Annotated in this window: 16 protein-coding genes; 11 read left to right on the top strand and 5 right to left on the bottom strand. The window is 44.4% G+C overall.

From position 1 onward, the window contains the following. The first annotated feature begins 154 nt into the window (after positions 1 to 154). From liaF to AC6F33_RS12220, 5 genes are all read left to right on the top strand, one after another. Positions 155 to 973 (top strand): cell wall-active antibiotics response protein LiaF, encoded by an 819-nt coding sequence (gene liaF, locus AC6F33_RS12240; RefSeq protein ID WP_255745905.1) that lies wholly within the window; start codon positions 155 to 157, stop codon positions 971 to 973. A 3-nt stretch (positions 974 to 976) separates the two neighbouring features. After that, positions 977 to 2,014, top strand: coding sequence for a sensor histidine kinase (locus tag AC6F33_RS12235; protein WP_255745904.1), 1,038 nt, complete (start codon positions 977 to 979; stop codon positions 2,012 to 2,014). After that, a complete protein-coding gene (locus tag AC6F33_RS12230) occupies positions 2,011 to 2,649 on the top strand; it encodes a response regulator (protein ID WP_255745902.1) in 639 nt (212 codons plus the stop codon). The genes AC6F33_RS12235 and AC6F33_RS12230 overlap by 4 nt, the downstream gene beginning before the upstream one ends. A gap of 280 nt (positions 2,650 to 2,929) precedes the next feature. Beyond that, positions 2,930 to 3,631 (top strand): TerC family protein, encoded by a 702-nt coding sequence (locus AC6F33_RS12225; RefSeq protein ID WP_500777165.1) that lies wholly within the window; start codon positions 2,930 to 2,932, stop codon positions 3,629 to 3,631. 103 nt (positions 3,632 to 3,734) lie between these two features. Then, entirely contained in the window at positions 3,735 to 4,439 is a 705-nt protein-coding gene (locus AC6F33_RS12220; protein ID WP_500777164.1) for a TerC family protein, read from the top strand. 11 nt (positions 4,440 to 4,450) lie between these two features. Here the strand turns inward: AC6F33_RS12220 and AC6F33_RS12215 are convergent, their stop codons facing one another. After that, the gene (locus AC6F33_RS12215; RefSeq protein ID WP_500777163.1) at positions 4,451 to 5,353 is read right to left on the bottom strand and encodes a LysR family transcriptional regulator; all 903 of its coding nucleotides are present in this window, start codon (positions 5,351 to 5,353) and stop codon (positions 4,451 to 4,453) included. A 203-nt stretch (positions 5,354 to 5,556) separates the two neighbouring features. On the opposite strand from AC6F33_RS12215, the gene AC6F33_RS12210 reads away from it, so the two are divergent. After that, positions 5,557 to 6,786: a multidrug efflux MFS transporter gene (locus AC6F33_RS12210; RefSeq protein WP_500777162.1), complete on the top strand. Its 1,230-nt coding sequence runs from the start codon at positions 5,557 to 5,559 to the stop codon at positions 6,784 to 6,786. A gap of 40 nt (positions 6,787 to 6,826) precedes the next feature. Here the strand turns inward: AC6F33_RS12210 and AC6F33_RS12205 are convergent, their stop codons facing one another. The 4 genes from AC6F33_RS12205 to AC6F33_RS12190 form a co-directional block, all read right to left on the bottom strand. Further along, complete coding sequence (locus tag AC6F33_RS12205) at positions 6,827 to 7,723, bottom strand: YitT family protein (RefSeq protein WP_255745892.1); 897 nt, start codon at positions 7,721 to 7,723, stop codon at positions 6,827 to 6,829. A gap of 86 nt (positions 7,724 to 7,809) precedes the next feature. Continuing rightward, on the bottom strand, positions 7,810 to 8,805 hold the full coding sequence (locus tag AC6F33_RS12200; protein WP_255745890.1) for an aldo/keto reductase: 996 nt from the start codon (positions 8,803 to 8,805) through the stop codon (positions 7,810 to 7,812). A gap of 141 nt (positions 8,806 to 8,946) precedes the next feature. Next, complete coding sequence (locus AC6F33_RS12195; RefSeq protein WP_500777161.1) at positions 8,947 to 10,170, bottom strand: cation:proton antiporter; 1,224 nt, start codon at positions 10,168 to 10,170, stop codon at positions 8,947 to 8,949. Continuing rightward, complete coding sequence (locus tag AC6F33_RS12190) at positions 10,171 to 10,671, bottom strand: cation:proton antiporter regulatory subunit (protein WP_255745886.1); 501 nt, start codon at positions 10,669 to 10,671, stop codon at positions 10,171 to 10,173. It abuts the gene before it with no gap. A gap of 727 nt (positions 10,672 to 11,398) precedes the next feature. Here AC6F33_RS12190 and AC6F33_RS12185 point away from each other — a divergent pair. The 5 genes from AC6F33_RS12185 to AC6F33_RS12165 all read left to right on the top strand — a co-directional run bounded on the left by AC6F33_RS12185 (position 11,399) and on the right by AC6F33_RS12165 (position 17,088). After that, positions 11,399 to 11,968 carry a glycerol-3-phosphate responsive antiterminator gene (locus AC6F33_RS12185; RefSeq protein ID WP_500777160.1) on the top strand — a complete coding sequence of 190 codons (570 nt, stop codon included), beginning with the start codon at positions 11,399 to 11,401 and terminating at the stop codon, positions 11,966 to 11,968. A gap of 253 nt (positions 11,969 to 12,221) precedes the next feature. Then, on the top strand, positions 12,222 to 13,064 hold the full coding sequence (locus tag AC6F33_RS12180) for an MIP/aquaporin family protein (RefSeq protein ID WP_255745883.1): 843 nt from the start codon (positions 12,222 to 12,224) through the stop codon (positions 13,062 to 13,064). Positions 13,065 to 13,163: 99 nt separating this feature from the next. Beyond that, positions 13,164 to 14,654: a glycerol kinase GlpK gene (gene glpK / locus AC6F33_RS12175; protein WP_255745882.1), complete on the top strand. Its 1,491-nt coding sequence runs from the start codon at positions 13,164 to 13,166 to the stop codon at positions 14,652 to 14,654. Positions 14,655 to 14,835: 181 nt separating this feature from the next. After that, positions 14,836 to 16,530 (top strand): glycerol-3-phosphate dehydrogenase/oxidase, encoded by a 1,695-nt coding sequence (locus tag AC6F33_RS12170; RefSeq protein WP_255745880.1) that lies wholly within the window; start codon positions 14,836 to 14,838, stop codon positions 16,528 to 16,530. A 207-nt stretch (positions 16,531 to 16,737) separates the two neighbouring features. Then, entirely contained in the window at positions 16,738 to 17,088 is a 351-nt protein-coding gene (locus AC6F33_RS12165; protein WP_255745878.1) for a metal-sensitive transcriptional regulator, read from the top strand.

Here is a 17,088-nt window from a genome sequence, read left to right as displayed (position 1 = left end):
CACATTTTTAAATAGATTGTTCCGACCTGGGTCGGAGAAAAAAACCGTTCACAGTCTATGGAAAAGATGCGCGTCACTCTGTATAGTTAAACTATAAACTTTGTACAAGTGCCGTTGAGATACGGCTTGTGATAGAGAAGAAAGGATGAGGCAAATGTCTTTTGGAAAACTATTGGCTGCGCTTGCTGTCGTTTTGCTTGGTGTTTATTGGCTGCTTGACAGTCTTAATCTTATTTCCCAGGGAATGATGCCGATGTTTAGTGCTTATCTCCCATTCTTGGTCATGATATTCGGAGCACTGCTGCTCATCGTTCCGCTCTTTGACCGAAAAAGGCCGCATTTCTTCTGGGGATTTTTCTTTTTGATTTATGGCGGATTGCTGTATGCTGATCAGTCGGGGTTCATTGTCTTCAAATGGACAGATTTCTGGAAACTGTGGCCGTATCTGATTATTTACTGTGGGTTAGGCATGCTCTTCGGAAAAAATTTCATCACTGTTTCCGTAACGGGTGAACACAAGAAGCACAGAAAAGGGCATCACAATCATCATGTTGATTTCTCTTGGGATCATGAAGACAAAGATGGTGAGGCATCTTCAAAGAACGCGCGTGATTCTTATACCTTTGTGAATGATGCTACCTTCAAACACGATAATTGGATGGTTAAACCGATGAACGAACGTGTACGCATCGGAGATTACACATTTGACTTTACTAAAGCCTTTATTCCGGAAGAAACGATCCCGATTACCTTGAGCGGATGGGTGGGGAATATTCGAATTACCTTACCGGATGATCTTGCATACCGGATCCATCTCCGAGCAAAAGTAGGCGATGCGAAAATTGGAAAAAACAAACAGAGCGGCGTGCTGCGCAATGTCAGCTATCAGACACCGAACTACGATGAAGCAACGCGAAAATTAGACTTTAACTTTGATTTTCAAGTTATTGATTTAAGTATTGCGCAGGTGTAACCGATGCAAAATTATCGAATTCGTACGGCAAGATTTCAATTAATTATCAGCTTTTTTTCATCGCTCATGCTTTTTGCGGCAATGCAAATTTTCTTCTGGTTTGTGCCGTCAGATCATGCTCTGCTTATCAGTGCTTTGATCTTCTTCTTTAGCTTCCTAATCCAATTTATTTTAGAGACAAACGCTTTAACAAAGGATTATCGGCTGCTGCTTGATCATTTGGACAATGTTGATCTGTTTGTCAAGACACTGTCTTCCGGAAAACTTTCGGCTAGAATGAAGATCGAGAACGGCGGGGCGATCAGTCATGTGGCGCAATCTTTAAATGAACTTGCCGATAAAATCGACACACAAGTGAAATCACTGCAGCGTCTGGTCGATGAAAATGTACAAATGAATGTAAAAGTAAAAAACGAGGCGGTAACAGCAGAACGGCAGCGTTTGGCAAGAGATCTGCATGATGCGGTCAGTCAGCAGTTGTTTGCCTTGTCCATGCTTGCATCCGCCGCTGAAAAAACGATTCACAGCAATCCGGATCTTGCGGCTGAAAATATTGCCGATGTTTCGGATATTGCCCGTAAAGCTCAAGGTGAAATGAGAGCTCTACTGCTGCATCTTCGACCGGTACGTCTCAATAACGAATCACTTGATAAAGGGTTAGGGCGTTTGATCCATGAACTGGATGGCAAGACAACAATTCATTTTGAGGCAGCAATTGATCCGGTTCTCGGATTGACTAAAGGCGTGGAGAATCATTTGTTTCGACTCAGCCAAGAGGCACTTTCTAACGCACTTCGTCATTCTGAGGCAACAAGAGTCGTCTTGTCTCTTCATGAAAAGGACCAGCTCGTTACACTCACCATTTTTGACAACGGTCAGGGATTTGATCCGAAGCGAGAAAAAGTTGCTTCGTATGGGTTGAAGACGATGAAAGAACGCGCGGAAGAGATTGGCGGTCATTTTATGCTGACGACACATGAAGGAGAAGGTACATCCATCCATATCCGTGTGCCGATTCACAGGGAGGAAAAGGGAGTATGACAGATAAAATTAAGGTGATGATCGTCGACGATCACGATATGGTCAGAAAAGGGTTGAAGGCTTATCTTTCAACAGAAGAAGATATTGAACTTGTCGGAGAGGCATCGAATGGGGACGCGGCTGTCAAATCGTTTGAAGCGTTGAAGCCTGAAATCATTTTAATGGATTTGATTATGGAAGACGGTAATGGAATTGACGCAACGAAGCAAATCTTAGCCAAAGATCCTTCAAAGAAAATCATCATTCTCACGAGCTTCTATGATGATGAACAGGTATTTCCTGCGATTGAAGCAGGTGCAATGAGTTACTTGCTGAAAACATCGTCATCCGATGAAATCATTCAGGCGATCCATAAAGCACATCGCGGAAAAACGGTCATTGACGGTAAGGTCGCACAAAAACTTGTGGCGGGACTGCACAGGAGTCCGCAACCTTTTGATCAGCTGACTGCTCGAGAAAAGGAGGTCTTGCGGTTAATTGCGGACGGGAGAAATAACGCGGAGATCGCCGAAAAGCTATTTATCGGCATCAAGACAGTGAAAACACATGTCAGCAGTATTTTCAGCAAACTGGATGTCGCTGATCGCACTCAAGCAGCTGTCTATGCCTACCAAAATCATTTATTTACGAAATAATCGGGTGATCATCCGCGTTGACATATTTATAGCCTCATAATATAATTAATATAACAAGTGAATCAGCCTCGTAAAAGGGGAGTAGCCATCAGAGTAAAGTCGTCATTACGGGAGTGATCCCCGGCTTCTCTGGCAGCCGTTAGGCTGTTGGCGAGACCTTTGCCTCGGACGGATGAAAAAGGCAAAGGTTTTTTTCTGCACATGCAGCCTTTCTGATCAACGTCGGAGCGGCTGCTTTTTATTGTGCAAACAGATAAGAATTATTGAGGAGGATGAATGAATGGATTTTTTTTCGCTGGAATTCTTGACCGCGCTGCTGCTTATTGTAGGCATTGACTTGATTTTGGCTGGTGATAATGCCATTGTCATCGCCCTGGCAGCTGCACGACTTCAGGATCATCAACGAAAACGTGCAATTCTTTATGGAACACTTGGTGCGGTCGCCATTCGCGCGATTGCTACACTTGCTGTTGTTTGGCTGCTTAAGGTGCCAGGCCTGCATCTTGTCGGTGGCGTTCTGCTTGTCTGGATTGCCTACAGTCTGCTAAAGGATCACGGGCATGATAAGAAGATCGTGGCGAAGACCAGTCTTGGCGCGGCTATCCGCACCATAATTATGGCTGATGCGCTAATGGGTCTGGATAATGTGCTTGCCATCGGCGGAGCAGCTTCAGGAAACTACTTGCTCGTTATTATCGGTCTGCTGATCAGTATCCCGCTTGTTATGGGCGGCAGCGCACTATTTCTGAAGCTCGTTGACCGTTATGCATGGATTACCTACGCTGGCTCCGGAATTCTCGCGTTTACGGCGGGAAAGATGATCTTTGCCGATCATTTTGTGTATGATGCAGTTGCCGGCTTTTCCTGGATCAAGTGGCCGGTACTGCTTTTCATAATCCTAGGTGTGCTTTACTTCGGATGGAGGAGCCAGCACGGCAGCCAGCATGTGAAGAAAGCAGTCACCGCTGAAAAATCCGTTTAATGAAACCTTCAGCCTTGGCGTAGTCGGCCAAGGCTTTTTACGTTTTTAACATCTAAATCATAATGAATTTCGTTATATTAGGTTAATAGGAGGATGTTGATTCATGGAATTATTTACAACGGCATTTTGGTCGTCCTTAATTATTATTGTTGGTATTGATTTGTTCTTGGCGGGAGATAATGCAGTCGTTATTGCCCTGGCTGCACGCCGGCTTCCCAATCATCAGCGCGGACGCGCGATTCTTTATGGAACGGCTGGCGCGGTCGTTTTGCGCGCGATTTGCACGATTCTGGTTGTTTATCTGCTCATGGTTCCGGGTCTGCATTTTATCGGTGGGCTGCTGCTCATTTGGATCGCATATCGTTTGCTTAGTCCTGCCAATTCTTCGAAATCAAAGAAGGAAGTCAAAGCCAGCACGAGCCTTTGGGGAGCCGTTCAAACGATTGTCGTTGCCGACGCGTTAATGGGACTCGATAATGTACTTGCGGTTGCAGGCGCAGCGCAAAATGATCCGTTGCTTGTCATTTTCGGATTGTTAATCAGTATTCCGCTTTTAATGGGCGGGAGTGCAATTATATTAAAACTAATGGATCGCTTTTCCTGGCTTATTTATGTTGGTTCCGGAATTCTAGCGATGACGGCTGCAAGAATGCTGTTCGCCGAACCGCTCGTTCTCAAATGGCTTGGTGATGTTGCAGTATGGGCAGAATGGCCGGTTGTTGCTGTTACTATCGTTTCTGTCCTCTACCTTGGCTGGCACAACCAAAAAAAGAACACACATGAGCATCATCAAAATCAGGCTGTTTAAAATAATCTCAATTAGTCAATGAGTGGGGTATCCTGATCGAAGTGCTGGAAATAGTCGATGATGAATTGGTAGAAATCCGTGATGATTGATGAATGATAGCGATCCTCATTCCAGACGAGACTGATTGATCGATTGCAATGCGGATGGCTTATTCGGAGCGGAACGATGGAGCTGTCTCTTACCGTCCGCAATGTGAGTGAAGAGAAAAAAGCGACGCCTAAGCCTTCTGAAACCAGTCCGCGAATGGACAAGGAATCATCAACTTCAAAAGCGATATCCGGCTGAAATCCTGCCATACGGCAATAGGTGTCTGTTGTCTCACGAAAGGCTCCGTTTGCTTTAAGGACAAACGGTTCATGAGCGATATCGTGCAGATCGACACTTTTTTTAATTGCAAGCGGATGCGTTTTCGGAACGACAAGATAAATTTCATCATGCATGAGCAAGCGCGAATGAAGTGGTCTGTCTTGCTCCAATTGATAAGGAGTGATGCACAAATCGATTTCTCCGTTCTCGAGCTGATGCTGTATGGTTGCCCTTGAAATCTGTTTGACACGAAAACGAACAAAGGGATGCTCTTTACGAAAACTGCCAAGTAGATCAGGTACGATCGGCGTCCGCATCACAGCCATTGAAATGCTGTCTTCATTAATTTTTGCCAAGTCGATGACTTCCTGTTTACCTTCTTGGAGCACCGAAAAGGCGAGCTCGGCTTTCTCCAGAAAGATTTTTCCATAACGATTGAGCCTGATTCTTCTCCCTTTACGGTCAAAGAGGGGAACGCCGATTTCATCCTCAAGCCGTTTAATGGTTTGACTGAGCGAAGGCTGAGCAATGGACAATTCTTGAGCAGCCTTTGTCATGTGTTCGATTCGCGCAACGGTTTGAAAGTACTTTAATTGAAGAAGTTCCATAGCTACGACCTCCTAATGGGTGATGTTCGATCCATAAACTGACGGGTTATAATGATTCATTAATAGTTTCAAAACTATGCATTTATAATAATATATATATTGGTATTAATGAGCAATACAGATTATTATAGTAACTGTTAAGCAGGCGCCAACTTAAAGGCGCTTTTTCTATCGGAAATATACAAAAAAGTAAGGTGTAGTTGTTGTCTTTACCTTTATGGAAGAAAAATTTGTACGTTGTCTGGTTCGGTTCCTTCGCAACTGCTGCAGGTATGAGTCAGATTATCCCGTTTTTACCGCTTTATATTGAGAAGCTCGGTGTCACAGACACGGCTGGAATTGAGAGCTGGGCAGGTCTTATCTTTGGTGCAACATTTTTTGTGTCCGCTCTTGTCTCCCCGCTATGGGGGCGCTTAGCTGATAAATATGGCCGAAAACCGATGCTGCTTCGCGCAAGTCTGGGCATGTGCCTTGTCGTGTTCCTAATGTCCTTTGCTCAAAATGTTTATCAGCTCTTTGGTCTGCGACTTATAATGGGGCTTGTTTCCGGCTATATCCCGGCATCAATCATTCTTGTCGCGACACAAACACCGAAAACACACTCCGGCTGGGCACTCGGTATGCTCTCAACGGGAGGAATCAGCGGTTCACTCGTTGGGCCGCTTGTCGGCGGTTTGCTCTCAGAATACATGGGGATGCGTCTTGTTTTTATCGACACAAGTGTTTTGTTGTTCGGTGCTTTTCTCGCGTCTTATTTCTTGGTGAAAGAAAAAGTGGTTGTATCTGAAAAAAAAGCACCGTCAATCAAGCAAGTGTGCGCAATGACACCTCATGTAGGTTTATTTTTTGCCATGTTTATCACAACATTTATGGTGCAACTGGCGAATATGTCGATTCAGCCGATTATCACCATTTATGTAAAAATTCTATCGCCAGGTTCAGCACATCTCGAACTTATGTCGGGCATCGTCGTGGCGGCGGCAGGTTTGGCGAGCGTTATTGCCGCACCGTTTCTCGGAAAGTTGTCCGATCGGATCGGTCCCCGTCGTGTACTGCTTTATGCACTGCTTTTTACCGGAGTAATTTTTATACCGCAGGCATTCGTGACGAACGCTTGGCAACTGACTGTCCTGCGTTTCCTTCTCGGTCTTGCGACTGCAGGCATTCTGCCTTCGATTAATACCATTGTAAAGAAAATGGCGCCGTCGCAAATCACCGGTCAGCTCTTTGGCTATAATCAGTCCGCACAGTTTCTTGGAACGCTTGGAGGTTCCCTGCTTGGCGGACATATGGCAGCAGCATTCGGAATAAAATATGTCTTCTTTTCCACGAGCATGCTCCTGTTCATTAATGCCGGATGGGTTGTCGCTTCAGAGTTGTTGGTGAAAAAAAGGGAAAGAAAAATCGAAGCCGCGCGTAGCATGCTTCGATAATGGATAAAACCAAATAGATAAGGAGTGATGGCATCTACAATTAGTGGATGCTTCTTTTTTTGAATCGACCGCCCTTGACGTCATGAATATCACTGATTGCAAGAAATGCACTTTTGTCAATTGAATCCACAATGTTCTTTACTTTAGCTTCTTCAAGACGGCTAATGACTGTAAAAATAACATTTTTATTATTTCCGGTATATGCGCCTTCACCATTCAGATAAGTGACACCGCGTCCGAGCCGGTCATTGAGGGCATCGCCGATTTCTTCGTGCTGATCACTGATGATCCATACGGCTTTGGAGGACTCGAGACCTTCACTCGTAATATCAATCATCTTGAACGCTACGAAGTAAGCGATTAAAGAATACATAGCATAGTTCCAGCCAAATACGAATCCTGCAGATCCAAGAATAAAGATATTCATGAACAGAACGACTTCACCGACCGAAAAAGGAGTCTTTTGATTAAAAAGCACAGCCAAAATTTCCGTTCCGTCTGAGGAACCTCCATTTCGAATGACAAGTCCTACGCCGATCCCCATGATAATTCCGCCAAAAACTGCGGCAAGAAGCAAATCATTGGTAAACCGAGGTATCGGTGTAAATAAAGTTGTAAGAAATGCCAGAAGCGTGACGCCGCAAGCAGAAGTAATTGTGAATGTTTTGCCCATTTGCTTGTAGCCAATGATGAAGAAAGGTATGTTTATGATGATTAGAAATACACCGATCGGCCAGCCCGACAGATGCTCCATCATGATGGAGATACCGACAACCCCGCCATCGATAATTTTATTCGGTACGAGAAATGCTTCAAGTGCGATTGCTTCAAATGTGACACCAATTGCAATAAGTAAGGCACGAATAACGTATTGATAAAATCTTAATCCTTTATGCTTCTGCTTAGGTGGAATCCCGATTTGTTCTGCTGCTTCCAACGGCGCACCATCCCTTCGATTTATGTGCATTGAATTTCAATTATGTAGTCCGGCAAAGAACAAATGCCGGGCAAGATAAAAAGTAATTATATTTGATCACGAACAGGTGGTGCCATGAACTCAGTTCCAATTGGTTTCGGTATATGATGTTGCAGAATCTCGTCAATGTCTGTTAAGGTTTGCTGGTCCAAATGAAATCCGTCTATTTCGGAAACATCAGTGATTTGCTCCGGATGCCGCGCCCCCCAGAGTGCAATTCCATTCTCCGTTTGATCAAGGATCCAGCGTACAGCTAAGGCGCGAACTGATTTGCCAAAACGTTCCTTAGCCAGTTGCGCAAGCTCGTGAACCGCTTCAAGATAATGTGCGAAGTGCGGTGCCTGAAACTTAGGATCGGATAAACGCAGATCGTCACCGGTAAACTTACGTTCCAGACTCATCTTGCCGCCGAGGAGACCTCGGCAGAGACTTCCGTAACACAGCGGAACCATGTTATTTACTTTTGCGAATGGCAAGAGGTCGTGCTCAATATCGCGCTCAAACAAATTATAGGGCGGCTGAACAGCGTGAATCGGTGCAACGGTCATAAACGTTTTCATTTGCTCAACGGTAAAATTGCTGACCCCAATGGCTCTTATTTTTCCTTGCTTGTACAACTCTCCCAGTGCTTCAGCGGTTTCCTCGATAGGTACTAGCGGGTCGGGCCAATGGATTTGATAAAGATCAATATAATCAGTTTGAAGACGTTTAAGTGAGTCATCAATTTCTTTCATAATTCTTTTCTCAGAGCCATTTCGAAATACGTTTGTCCCAACCCAGTCCAAGCATACCTTTGTTGCCAATACCACATTTTCACGTTTGCCGTGTTCATGCAATGCCTCGCCAACAACAGTCTCAGCATGTCCCTGTCCATACGCCGGGGCGGTATCAATCGTATTTATACCACGATCAAGCGCCTGATGAATCGTGCGTATGGACTCTTGATCATCAGAACCTCCCCACATCCATCCGCCAATTGCCCATGTCCCAAGAGCGATTCGTGTTGGATTAATGGCTAATCCTTGAATATGTGTCACTTCCACAAAGTATCGCCTCGTATTCTTTTTTAGTACTGGTCTCTTTAATTATAAGAAACAGCAAGAAAGAAGCAAAAGATTTTGATTTGCAAAAGCAGAGCGAACCTTTAGTTGAACCAGAACCTACCATTCATTATTGAGCCTAATTCAATCATTTTGATTTTTTTTGACCATCTGTTTAGGTGCCGACCATCGAAATAATTTGTTCATTATGCTGAAAATATGTTTTGATTCCTTTGTCAGAATTGGACCAAGAATGGCAAGGATCAATACATACAAAGCAGAGAAGGGCTGCAAAATCGGCATAAGTGAACCGGCGATCCCAAGATTCGCCATGATGATGGAAAATTCGCCGCGTGAGACGATCGTTAAGCCAATGTTCGTTGATGCTTTGTGCGAAAGTCCGGCGAGCTTTCCTGCGACAAGCCCGGCAATAAAATTTCCAATGATGGTAATCAGAACAGCGCCAAGTGTCATCCACACTGCTCCTCCAAGCTTAGTCGGATCAATGCTGAGACCGAAACTGAAGAAAAAGATAGCACCGAAAAAATTACGGAAAGGAATGACGAGATGTTCCATTCGTTCCGCTTGATCCGTTTCTGAGTAGACAAGTCCCAGCAGAAGCGCTCCGATTGCTTCCGCTACATGAATGGTTTCTGAAAATCCTGCAACGAAAAACAATGAAGCAAAAACGACAATGATAAAAATTTCATCAGATGTAATTTTGAGAAGTTTGTTGAGCAGGGGTGCTGCCTTGCGTGCAATGATGAAAAACAGCAGCATGTAGCCGAGTGACAGTAAAATAGAGAGCAGGGTGCCCATCAAAGATTGCGACTTGCCAAGCACCAGTCCAGATACCGCTGATAAATAAACGGCAAGGAAAATATCTTCGAACATGATGATGCCGAGAATTAATTCCGTTTCCGAATTACCTGTTCTACGCAGATCAACCAAGACCTTTGCAACAATTGCGCTGGAAGATACGGTGATTATTCCGGCAATAATCAAAGTTTCTTTTAGAGGAAAACCGAGCAGAATTGGATAAAGAAGTCCAAGCGTCAAGTTGATTCCAATATACACAGACCCTCCGACAAGTATCGACTTTCCGGAACGAATCAGTTTGCTGGTCGAAAATTCCAATCCGAGGTAGAAAAGGAGAAACAGGATACCGATACGTCCGAGAAATTCAATAAGCTCCGCACTATGAATAAATTTCAAATTGATAACCCAAAAATGCGGTGCGTGCGGTCCGACGATCATACCGGCAAGGATGAGGAATGGAATAATGGAAAAGTTGAGCCTGTTTGCGATCAATGCCGCAATCGCAACAAGAACAAGAGCGGTACCGACTTCAAAGACTAAATGATCCATTTATTCCTCCTTTCCTCGAGTGAACAGTTCCTTGTACGCGCGTTTTAAATCAACACGTTCGCCCGATACAACAATGGTGTCTCCGGCACGAAACTCTGAGTCCACACCGGGATTTAATTGCTTGGTCTGATCTTTTCGGATGATCCCGATCACGTTAATTTTGTAATTATGTCGCATGCCAACTCCGCCAATCGTTTTTCCTATAATCGGCGCGTCAGCGGTGACTTTAAACCATTCGATAATCAAGTCACTTAAAGCAACCTCAACATTTTCCATTGCTTTTGGCTTATACGCCATGCCGCCAATAATTGAGGCAAACTGGCGAGCCTCTGAGTCCGTAAAGCTGACTGACGAAATACATTCATCCGGGTCAGATGCATCATAATGGTAAACATCTCTTCGTCCGTCATCGTGAAGGACGACAACAACACGCTCATCTTGATCCGTTGTCAGGACAAACTTTTTTCCGATTCCTGGAAGATCTGTTTCTTTAATGTTCATTTATTCGCTCCTCTTGCAATGTAGTTGGTTCCACTCTTCAGTGTGTCCAAGTAGCTGAACAACTAAAAAAGAAACCATTAAAAAACGTCCAATTCAGCAAGCGCTTAATTTAATTGTATCGAAACGAACACCTAATGGTCAATCTTCAGGCTTTTTCAAAAACTATTAAATTAGCAAAAAATAATGAAAAACGCCATTTTTCATTACGAATAACTTGTTTTAATCATGAAATTGATTCCATGAAAGGTTAAAATATGTAAAACATGCTTTTGCACGGATTATGAAATCAGGTTATGATTATTTTTGCAGAGAGAAGTCAGGCGCAACGGGGCTTGCTTAGGGAAGAATGTAAGCATTCATGTCGATTCATTGTCAGTCGCGCGCTTACAAATAAGTTAACGCTGTCTTTGTTTATAAAACAAATGATCCGTTAAGAGGACAAGATCTGATCTTAGTCTACAAACGATCGCACTGACAGTATTCGTTATGAACAGGCTTGTTTTCCGGACATCACAGGGTTTGAGTACAGTCCCAACGTGTGGCTGCTCCCTGCACCATGCAATCTAACCAATTCATGAATTGGCAGCTTTTTCCCATTCCCCCAACCTCCTCACAATCCGCAAAAAGCAGCAAATGCTGCTTTTTTGCGTGCTGTAAAAATGGAAGATTAGTATGGAGTGTACATAGGGAGCTATGGCGCGGAACTGCGATCAAGGAGAGGATTATTTTGGCACTTGAAGGTCAATTAGTAGTACCGGCGGCAAATAACATGAAAAGTTTTGAAAAATTATTGAGTCTCCCTTTTCGTCAGATCATTGTTTTGGACAGTCATATATCATTAATCAGCACAATGGTTCGGATGGGGAAACAGGCAAACAAGCAACTATTTGTTCACGCAGATTTAATTCAAGGGTTAAAAAATGATTTGGCGGCAGCTGAATTCGTCTGTCAACAGATTCGTCCCTACGGCATCATTTCAACACGGAGTAATATGCTCGAAATGGGGAAAAAACGTGGATTGATTACAATCCAGCGCATGTTTCTGCTTGATTCGCGTTCCATGGAGACCGGTTATCGTCTGTTCGAACACGTTAAGCCGGACATGGTAGAACTGTTGCCGGGCATCATTCCAGAATTAATCCACGAAGTCATTCAGAAGGTGCACGTGCCTGTCATTGCCGGCGGGCTGATCCGCACGGCTCAAGATGCACAGAGTGCATTTAAAGCGGGAGCTGCGGCGATTTCAACCTCAAGATCAGAACTGTGGCATTCCACGGAAATCAACAAAATACATTAATTGAATTATCATTTCACCAAGATAATTGTGAACAAAATTTATATTTTTTGTGACAATTTATTGACAGCGCTTACATTAGTGATTACCATAGAGCTATCAAGTTAATGTAAAGCCACGGATATGAGATTGGATCATCCACGCAGGAACGCGGGTTTTCGTTTGCCCGTAATTGCTTGTCGTGGATTTTTATTGTCTTATGGTGGCGGAAATCGTAACTTTTGACTTGAATTTCAGCTAAAAGGTGGTCGTTGGCATGTCCGGTTTTCTTGGCGAGTTAATTGGCACGATGATCTTAATTATTCTCGGGGACGGTGTCTGTGCAGGTGTCAATCTGACGAAATCTTATGCAAAAAATTCCGGGTGGATTGTCATCACATTCGGGTGGGGGCTTGCTGTTGCCATCGGCGCTTACTCGGTCGGTCAATTCAGCGGCGCACATTTGAATCCTGCACTGACACTTGGACTTGCGGCAATTGGCGAATTCCCATGGAAGGAAGTGCCTGTGTATATTAGCGCTCAGATGATCGGAGGTTTTCTCGGGGCATGTGTTGTTTATTTGCACTATTTGCCCCATTGGGGAGGAACGAAGGATCCGGCAGTTAAACTCGGAGTTTTTTGCACGGGTCCGGCAATCAGACAAAGTTGGGCAAACCTGCTTAGCGAAATCATCGGTACGTTTCTTCTTGTTGTCGCCATTCTATCGATTGGTGCGAATCAATTTGCGCATGGTTTGAATCCATTAATTGTTGGATTTCTGATTGTGGTTATTGGCATGGCACTTGGAGGCACGACCGGTTATGCTATTAATCCTGCCAGAGACTTTGCTCCGCGGCTTGCTCACGCGCTTCTTCCGATTCAAGGGAAAGGCGGATCAAATTGGGGATACGCATGGATACCGATTGTTGGTCCAGTAATCGGCGGTGTTTTCGGCGCGTTATTCTATCAAGCCTTCTTTCTTGGACATCAAACTCTTGCCTTTTGGATCGGTGCAGCTATCATCCTCGTCGTCATTGCCGGTTCGCTGATCGCTGAGAAGCGCCATCGACTGCTTAATTCGAATGAGATAATTAATACTTCATTAGAAAATAATTTCTAATGTTTATCATGATGGACCAACATTTAGCGGATAGATTTGCGACACATGACGGCCCATTAACAGAGAAGAATGATTAACAATTGAGAGGGGATTTCATTCATGGGAAAATATATTTTGGCACTTGATGAGGGAACAACGAGTGTACGTTCAATGATTTTTGACGAGCAGGCAAGGGTCGTGCAAGTAGCACAAAAGGAGTTTACTCAATTTTTTCCGCAGCCGGGCTGGGTTGAGCAGGATGCGAACGAAATCTGGGGATCCATTTTGTCGGTGATTGCTGATTCACTGCTTACAGGAGAAATTGACGCAAAGGATATTGCCGGAATCGGAATTACTAATCAACGCGAGACAACGGTCATTTGGGATCGCCACACCGGCCACCCGATTTATCATGCAATTGTTTGGCAGTCGAGACAAACTGCAGATATATGCCGAGCCCTTAAAGAAGCCGGTTATGAAGACACCTTCCGTAATAAGACAGGACTCGTCCTCGATCCGTATTTTGCCGGAACTAAGGTCAAATGGATACTGGATCATGTGGAAGGTGCACGCGAAAAGGCAGAAAAAGGTGATCTTCTGTTTGGAACGATTGATACCTGGCTTGTTTGGAAGCTGTCAGGAGGAAAGGTCCACGTCACAGACTACTCAAATGCTTCGCGAACGCTCATGTATAACATTTATGATTTGAAATGGGATGAAGAACTGCTCGATCTATTAGATATACCGAAATCAATGCTGCCGGAAGTTAAATCGTCTTCAGAGGTCTATGCAAAAACAATTGACTATCACTTTTTTGGTCAGGAGGTGCCGATTGCCGGGATCGCGGGTGACCAGCAGTCTGCGCTATTCGGTCAGGCATGCTACGAAACAGGAATGGTAAAGAATACGTACGGAACCGGCTGCTTCATGCTGATGAATACCGGTGAGCAGGCGGTACGCTCGAAAAGCGGCTTGCTGACAACCATTGCTTGGGGCATCAACGGTAAGATTACCTATGCACTTGAAGGAAGCGTTTTTGTTGCTGGCTCTGCTATTCAGTGGTTGCGTGACGGGCTACGTATGTTTCGTTATTCACAGGAAAGCGAAGAATATGCACGTCGTGTAGAATCAACGGACGGGATGTATTTTGTGCCGGCTTTCGTCGGGCTAGGCACACCATACTGGGATTCTGATGTTCGTGGAGCAGCTTTTGGGATTACGCGTGGCACGACCAAGGAACACTTTATTCGTGCGACGCTTGAATCACTGGCTTATCGAACGAAGGATGTACTGGACGCGATGAAAGAGGATTCCGGAATTGATCTGAAGAAGCTTCGTGTCGATGGCGGTGCGTCAATGAATAATTTTCTCATGCAGTTCCAAAGCGACATTCTCGGTGTTGAAGTGGAGCGGCCGACGAGCAGTGAAACAACAGCACTTGGCGCTGCATACCTTGCCGGACTCGCCGTCGGGATTTGGAAAAATGAATCTGAGCTTTCAGATGCCTGGAAAGTAGGCAAAAAGTTTGCTGTCAAGATGCAAGAAGTCAATCGGCATGATTTATACAATGGGTGGAAAAAAGCAGTAAACGCCGCGCGAGCATTCAAATAATTTTTGAGTACTGCATAATAAAAGTTAATAACAGGTCATGAAAAGGGCATAAGACCACAGTACACAGCCGAAGCATTAGTCGTGTTCAGATGATTTGGAGGTGTATTTGTGGTCTTTTCAATTACTTATAGCTCATCGGATTCATTGTGAGATAAAAAATTATAATTGGAGGGAATATAAAATGAAGTTATCATCATTTAACAGAAATGAAATCCTGGATCAAATGGCTGGTGAAGTTCTGGATCTGTTCATTATCGGCGGGGGGATTACAGGTGCAGGTATTGCGCTTGACGCAACGGTTCGCGGTTTAAAAGTAGGCTTAACCGATATGCAGGACTTTGCCGGCGGAACGTCCAGCCGTTCAACGAAGCTCGTGCACGGCGGACTGCGCTATTTAAAACAGTTTGAGGTAAAGATTGTTGCTGAAGTAGGAAAAGAACGGGCAATCGTTTATGAGAACGCCCCCCATGTGACTGCTCCGGAAAAGATGATGCTGCCAATCTATAAAAATGGGACATTCGGACGCTTTTCCACATCACTTGGTCTGAAGGTTTATGATTTTCTAGCCGGAGTGAAACGCGAAGAACGCCGCGTCATGCTCAGCCGTAATGAAACGTTGAAGAAAGAACCGCTTTTGAAAAAAGAGGGGTTAAAAGGGAGTGGCTACTATGTGGAATACCGTACCGATGACGCACGGCTGACGATTGAGACAATGAAGGAAGCATCAGAGCGCGGCGCGCTTGCCGTTAACTATGCGAAAGTAGAAAAGTTAATCTATGATCATGATAAGAAGCTGATCGGAGTTCGTATCGTTGATCAACTGACGAAGAAAGATTACCGCATTTTTGCAAAGAAAATCGTTAATGCGGCGGGTCCATGGGTGGATACCATTCGTGAACAGGATCATTCCAAGCAGGGCAAGCACCTGCATTTGACAAAAGGTGTTCATATCGTTATTGACGGCAAACGTTTTCCAATGAAACAGTCCGTGTATTTCGATACAACCAATGGCGATAAACGGATGATTTTTGTCATCCCTCGAGAAGGCAAAGTTTATGCGGGAACGACCGATACAACTTACTCACGTTGGCCAATTGATCCGAAACCAACAGCCGAGGATCGCGATTATATTCTTGCCGCCATTAACGGCATGTTCCCTTCCGTACATCTCACTGCAGACGATGTGGAATCCAGTTGGGCAGGGGTTCGCCCATTGATCCAGGAAGAGGGAAAGTCACCTTCGGAAATTTCGAGAAAAGACGAAATTTTTATTTCAGATTCAGGATTGATTTCGATTGCGGGAGGCAAATTGACCGGCTACCGTAAGATGGCTGAACGCGTGGTTGATGAAGTAACCAGCCAGCTACATCGCGAAAACGGAACAATTTATCCACAATGCCAGACCACTCATGTTGCGTTGTCCGGTGGTCATTTCGGCGGAGGCGCACACTACAAAAAGTATGCACAGGAACAAACAAAGAACGGAATCACCCTTGGTTTGACCGAACGAGAAGCAGAGAGACTTGCGAAAAAATACGGCACGAACATTGATACGATCTTTGATTATATACGGTCAAATCGGGATGCCGCCCTGCAATACGGAGTGAGTCCCGCACTTTTGGCAACGGTTCAATATGCGCTGCAATATGAAATGATCCTGTCACCCGTGGATTATTTCACAAGACGTTCCGGCATGACCCTATTTTCTATTAAAATGGCACAACAATTAGCCCAACCGATTATTAATTTTATGTCAGATCAGCTTAACTGGTCGGATGAACAAAAAAATGCGTATGCTCAAGAACTTAATAAATCTTTTAATGAAGCATCACAATATAATGTAACTGCTGATGGTTCCGAAACGAAGATCGTTTGAAGAATAAAAACACATGACAAAGGCGTCTCAAATCCTTTTGAATTTGAGGCGTCTTTTTACATAATGATTTGGCCGTTTAATACTCGAACATACATGACAACAGTTTGTTCGCTTTGAAGAAGTTAGCGAGTCAGATTGCCATTGCTCGGATTAATTTCTTGATTAAATACCCCCTAAGGGTATAATGGATTTTGGAGGGGATCTTTCATGGAAGAATATAAGAAACACTGTACATGCGCGGATGATTCCTTGAAACATGCAAACCATTCAGAAGAACGCGTACCGCTTGTTCCAAGAACCTCCGACGAGAAACGCAAGATTGCCAATCGACTGAAACGTGTGGAAGGGCAGGTACGCGGCATCGAAAAGATGGTAGAAGACGATCGGTATTGTGTCGACATTCTCATCCAACTTTCCGCAGTACAGGCTGCTCTGCAAAAAATCGGTTTTTCAATACTTGAGCGCCACACGAAATCATGTGTCGCCAAGGCTATTGAAGAAGGGCATGGCGATGAACAGATCAATGAATTGTTAAAAGTATTGAAGCATTTTAAATAA

The sequence above is a fragment of the Sporolactobacillus sp. BBK16-2 genome (assembly GCF_059878335.1).
The sequence above is the reverse complement of the archived record's forward strand: the minus strand, read 5'-3'. Positions and strand labels throughout refer to the sequence as shown.

Coding starts and splice junctions, on each gene's coding strand:
- AC6F33_RS12165 (WP_255745878.1), top strand. CDS start 16,738: ATGGAAGAATATAAGAAACACTGTACATGCGCGGATGATTCCTTGAAA.
- AC6F33_RS12225 (WP_500777165.1), top strand. CDS start 2,930: ATGGATTTTTTTTCGCTGGAATTCTTGACCGCGCTGCTGCTTATTGTA.
- AC6F33_RS12230 (WP_255745902.1), top strand. CDS start 2,011: ATGACAGATAAAATTAAGGTGATGATCGTCGACGATCACGATATGGTC.
- AC6F33_RS12235 (WP_255745904.1), top strand. CDS start 977: ATGCAAAATTATCGAATTCGTACGGCAAGATTTCAATTAATTATCAGC.
- AC6F33_RS12180 (WP_255745883.1), top strand. CDS start 12,222: ATGTCCGGTTTTCTTGGCGAGTTAATTGGCACGATGATCTTAATTATT.
- glpK (WP_255745882.1), top strand. CDS start 13,164: ATGGGAAAATATATTTTGGCACTTGATGAGGGAACAACGAGTGTACGT.
- AC6F33_RS12170 (WP_255745880.1), top strand. CDS start 14,836: ATGAAGTTATCATCATTTAACAGAAATGAAATCCTGGATCAAATGGCT.
- AC6F33_RS12215 (WP_500777163.1), bottom strand. CDS start 5,353: ATGGAACTTCTTCAATTAAAGTACTTTCAAACCGTTGCGCGAATCGAA.
- AC6F33_RS12190 (WP_255745886.1), bottom strand. CDS start 10,671: ATGAACATTAAAGAAACAGATCTTCCAGGAATCGGAAAAAAGTTTGTC.
- AC6F33_RS12195 (WP_500777161.1), bottom strand. CDS start 10,170: ATGGATCATTTAGTCTTTGAAGTCGGTACCGCTCTTGTTCTTGTTGCG.
- liaF (WP_255745905.1), top strand. CDS start 155: ATGTCTTTTGGAAAACTATTGGCTGCGCTTGCTGTCGTTTTGCTTGGT.
- AC6F33_RS12220 (WP_500777164.1), top strand. CDS start 3,735: ATGGAATTATTTACAACGGCATTTTGGTCGTCCTTAATTATTATTGTT.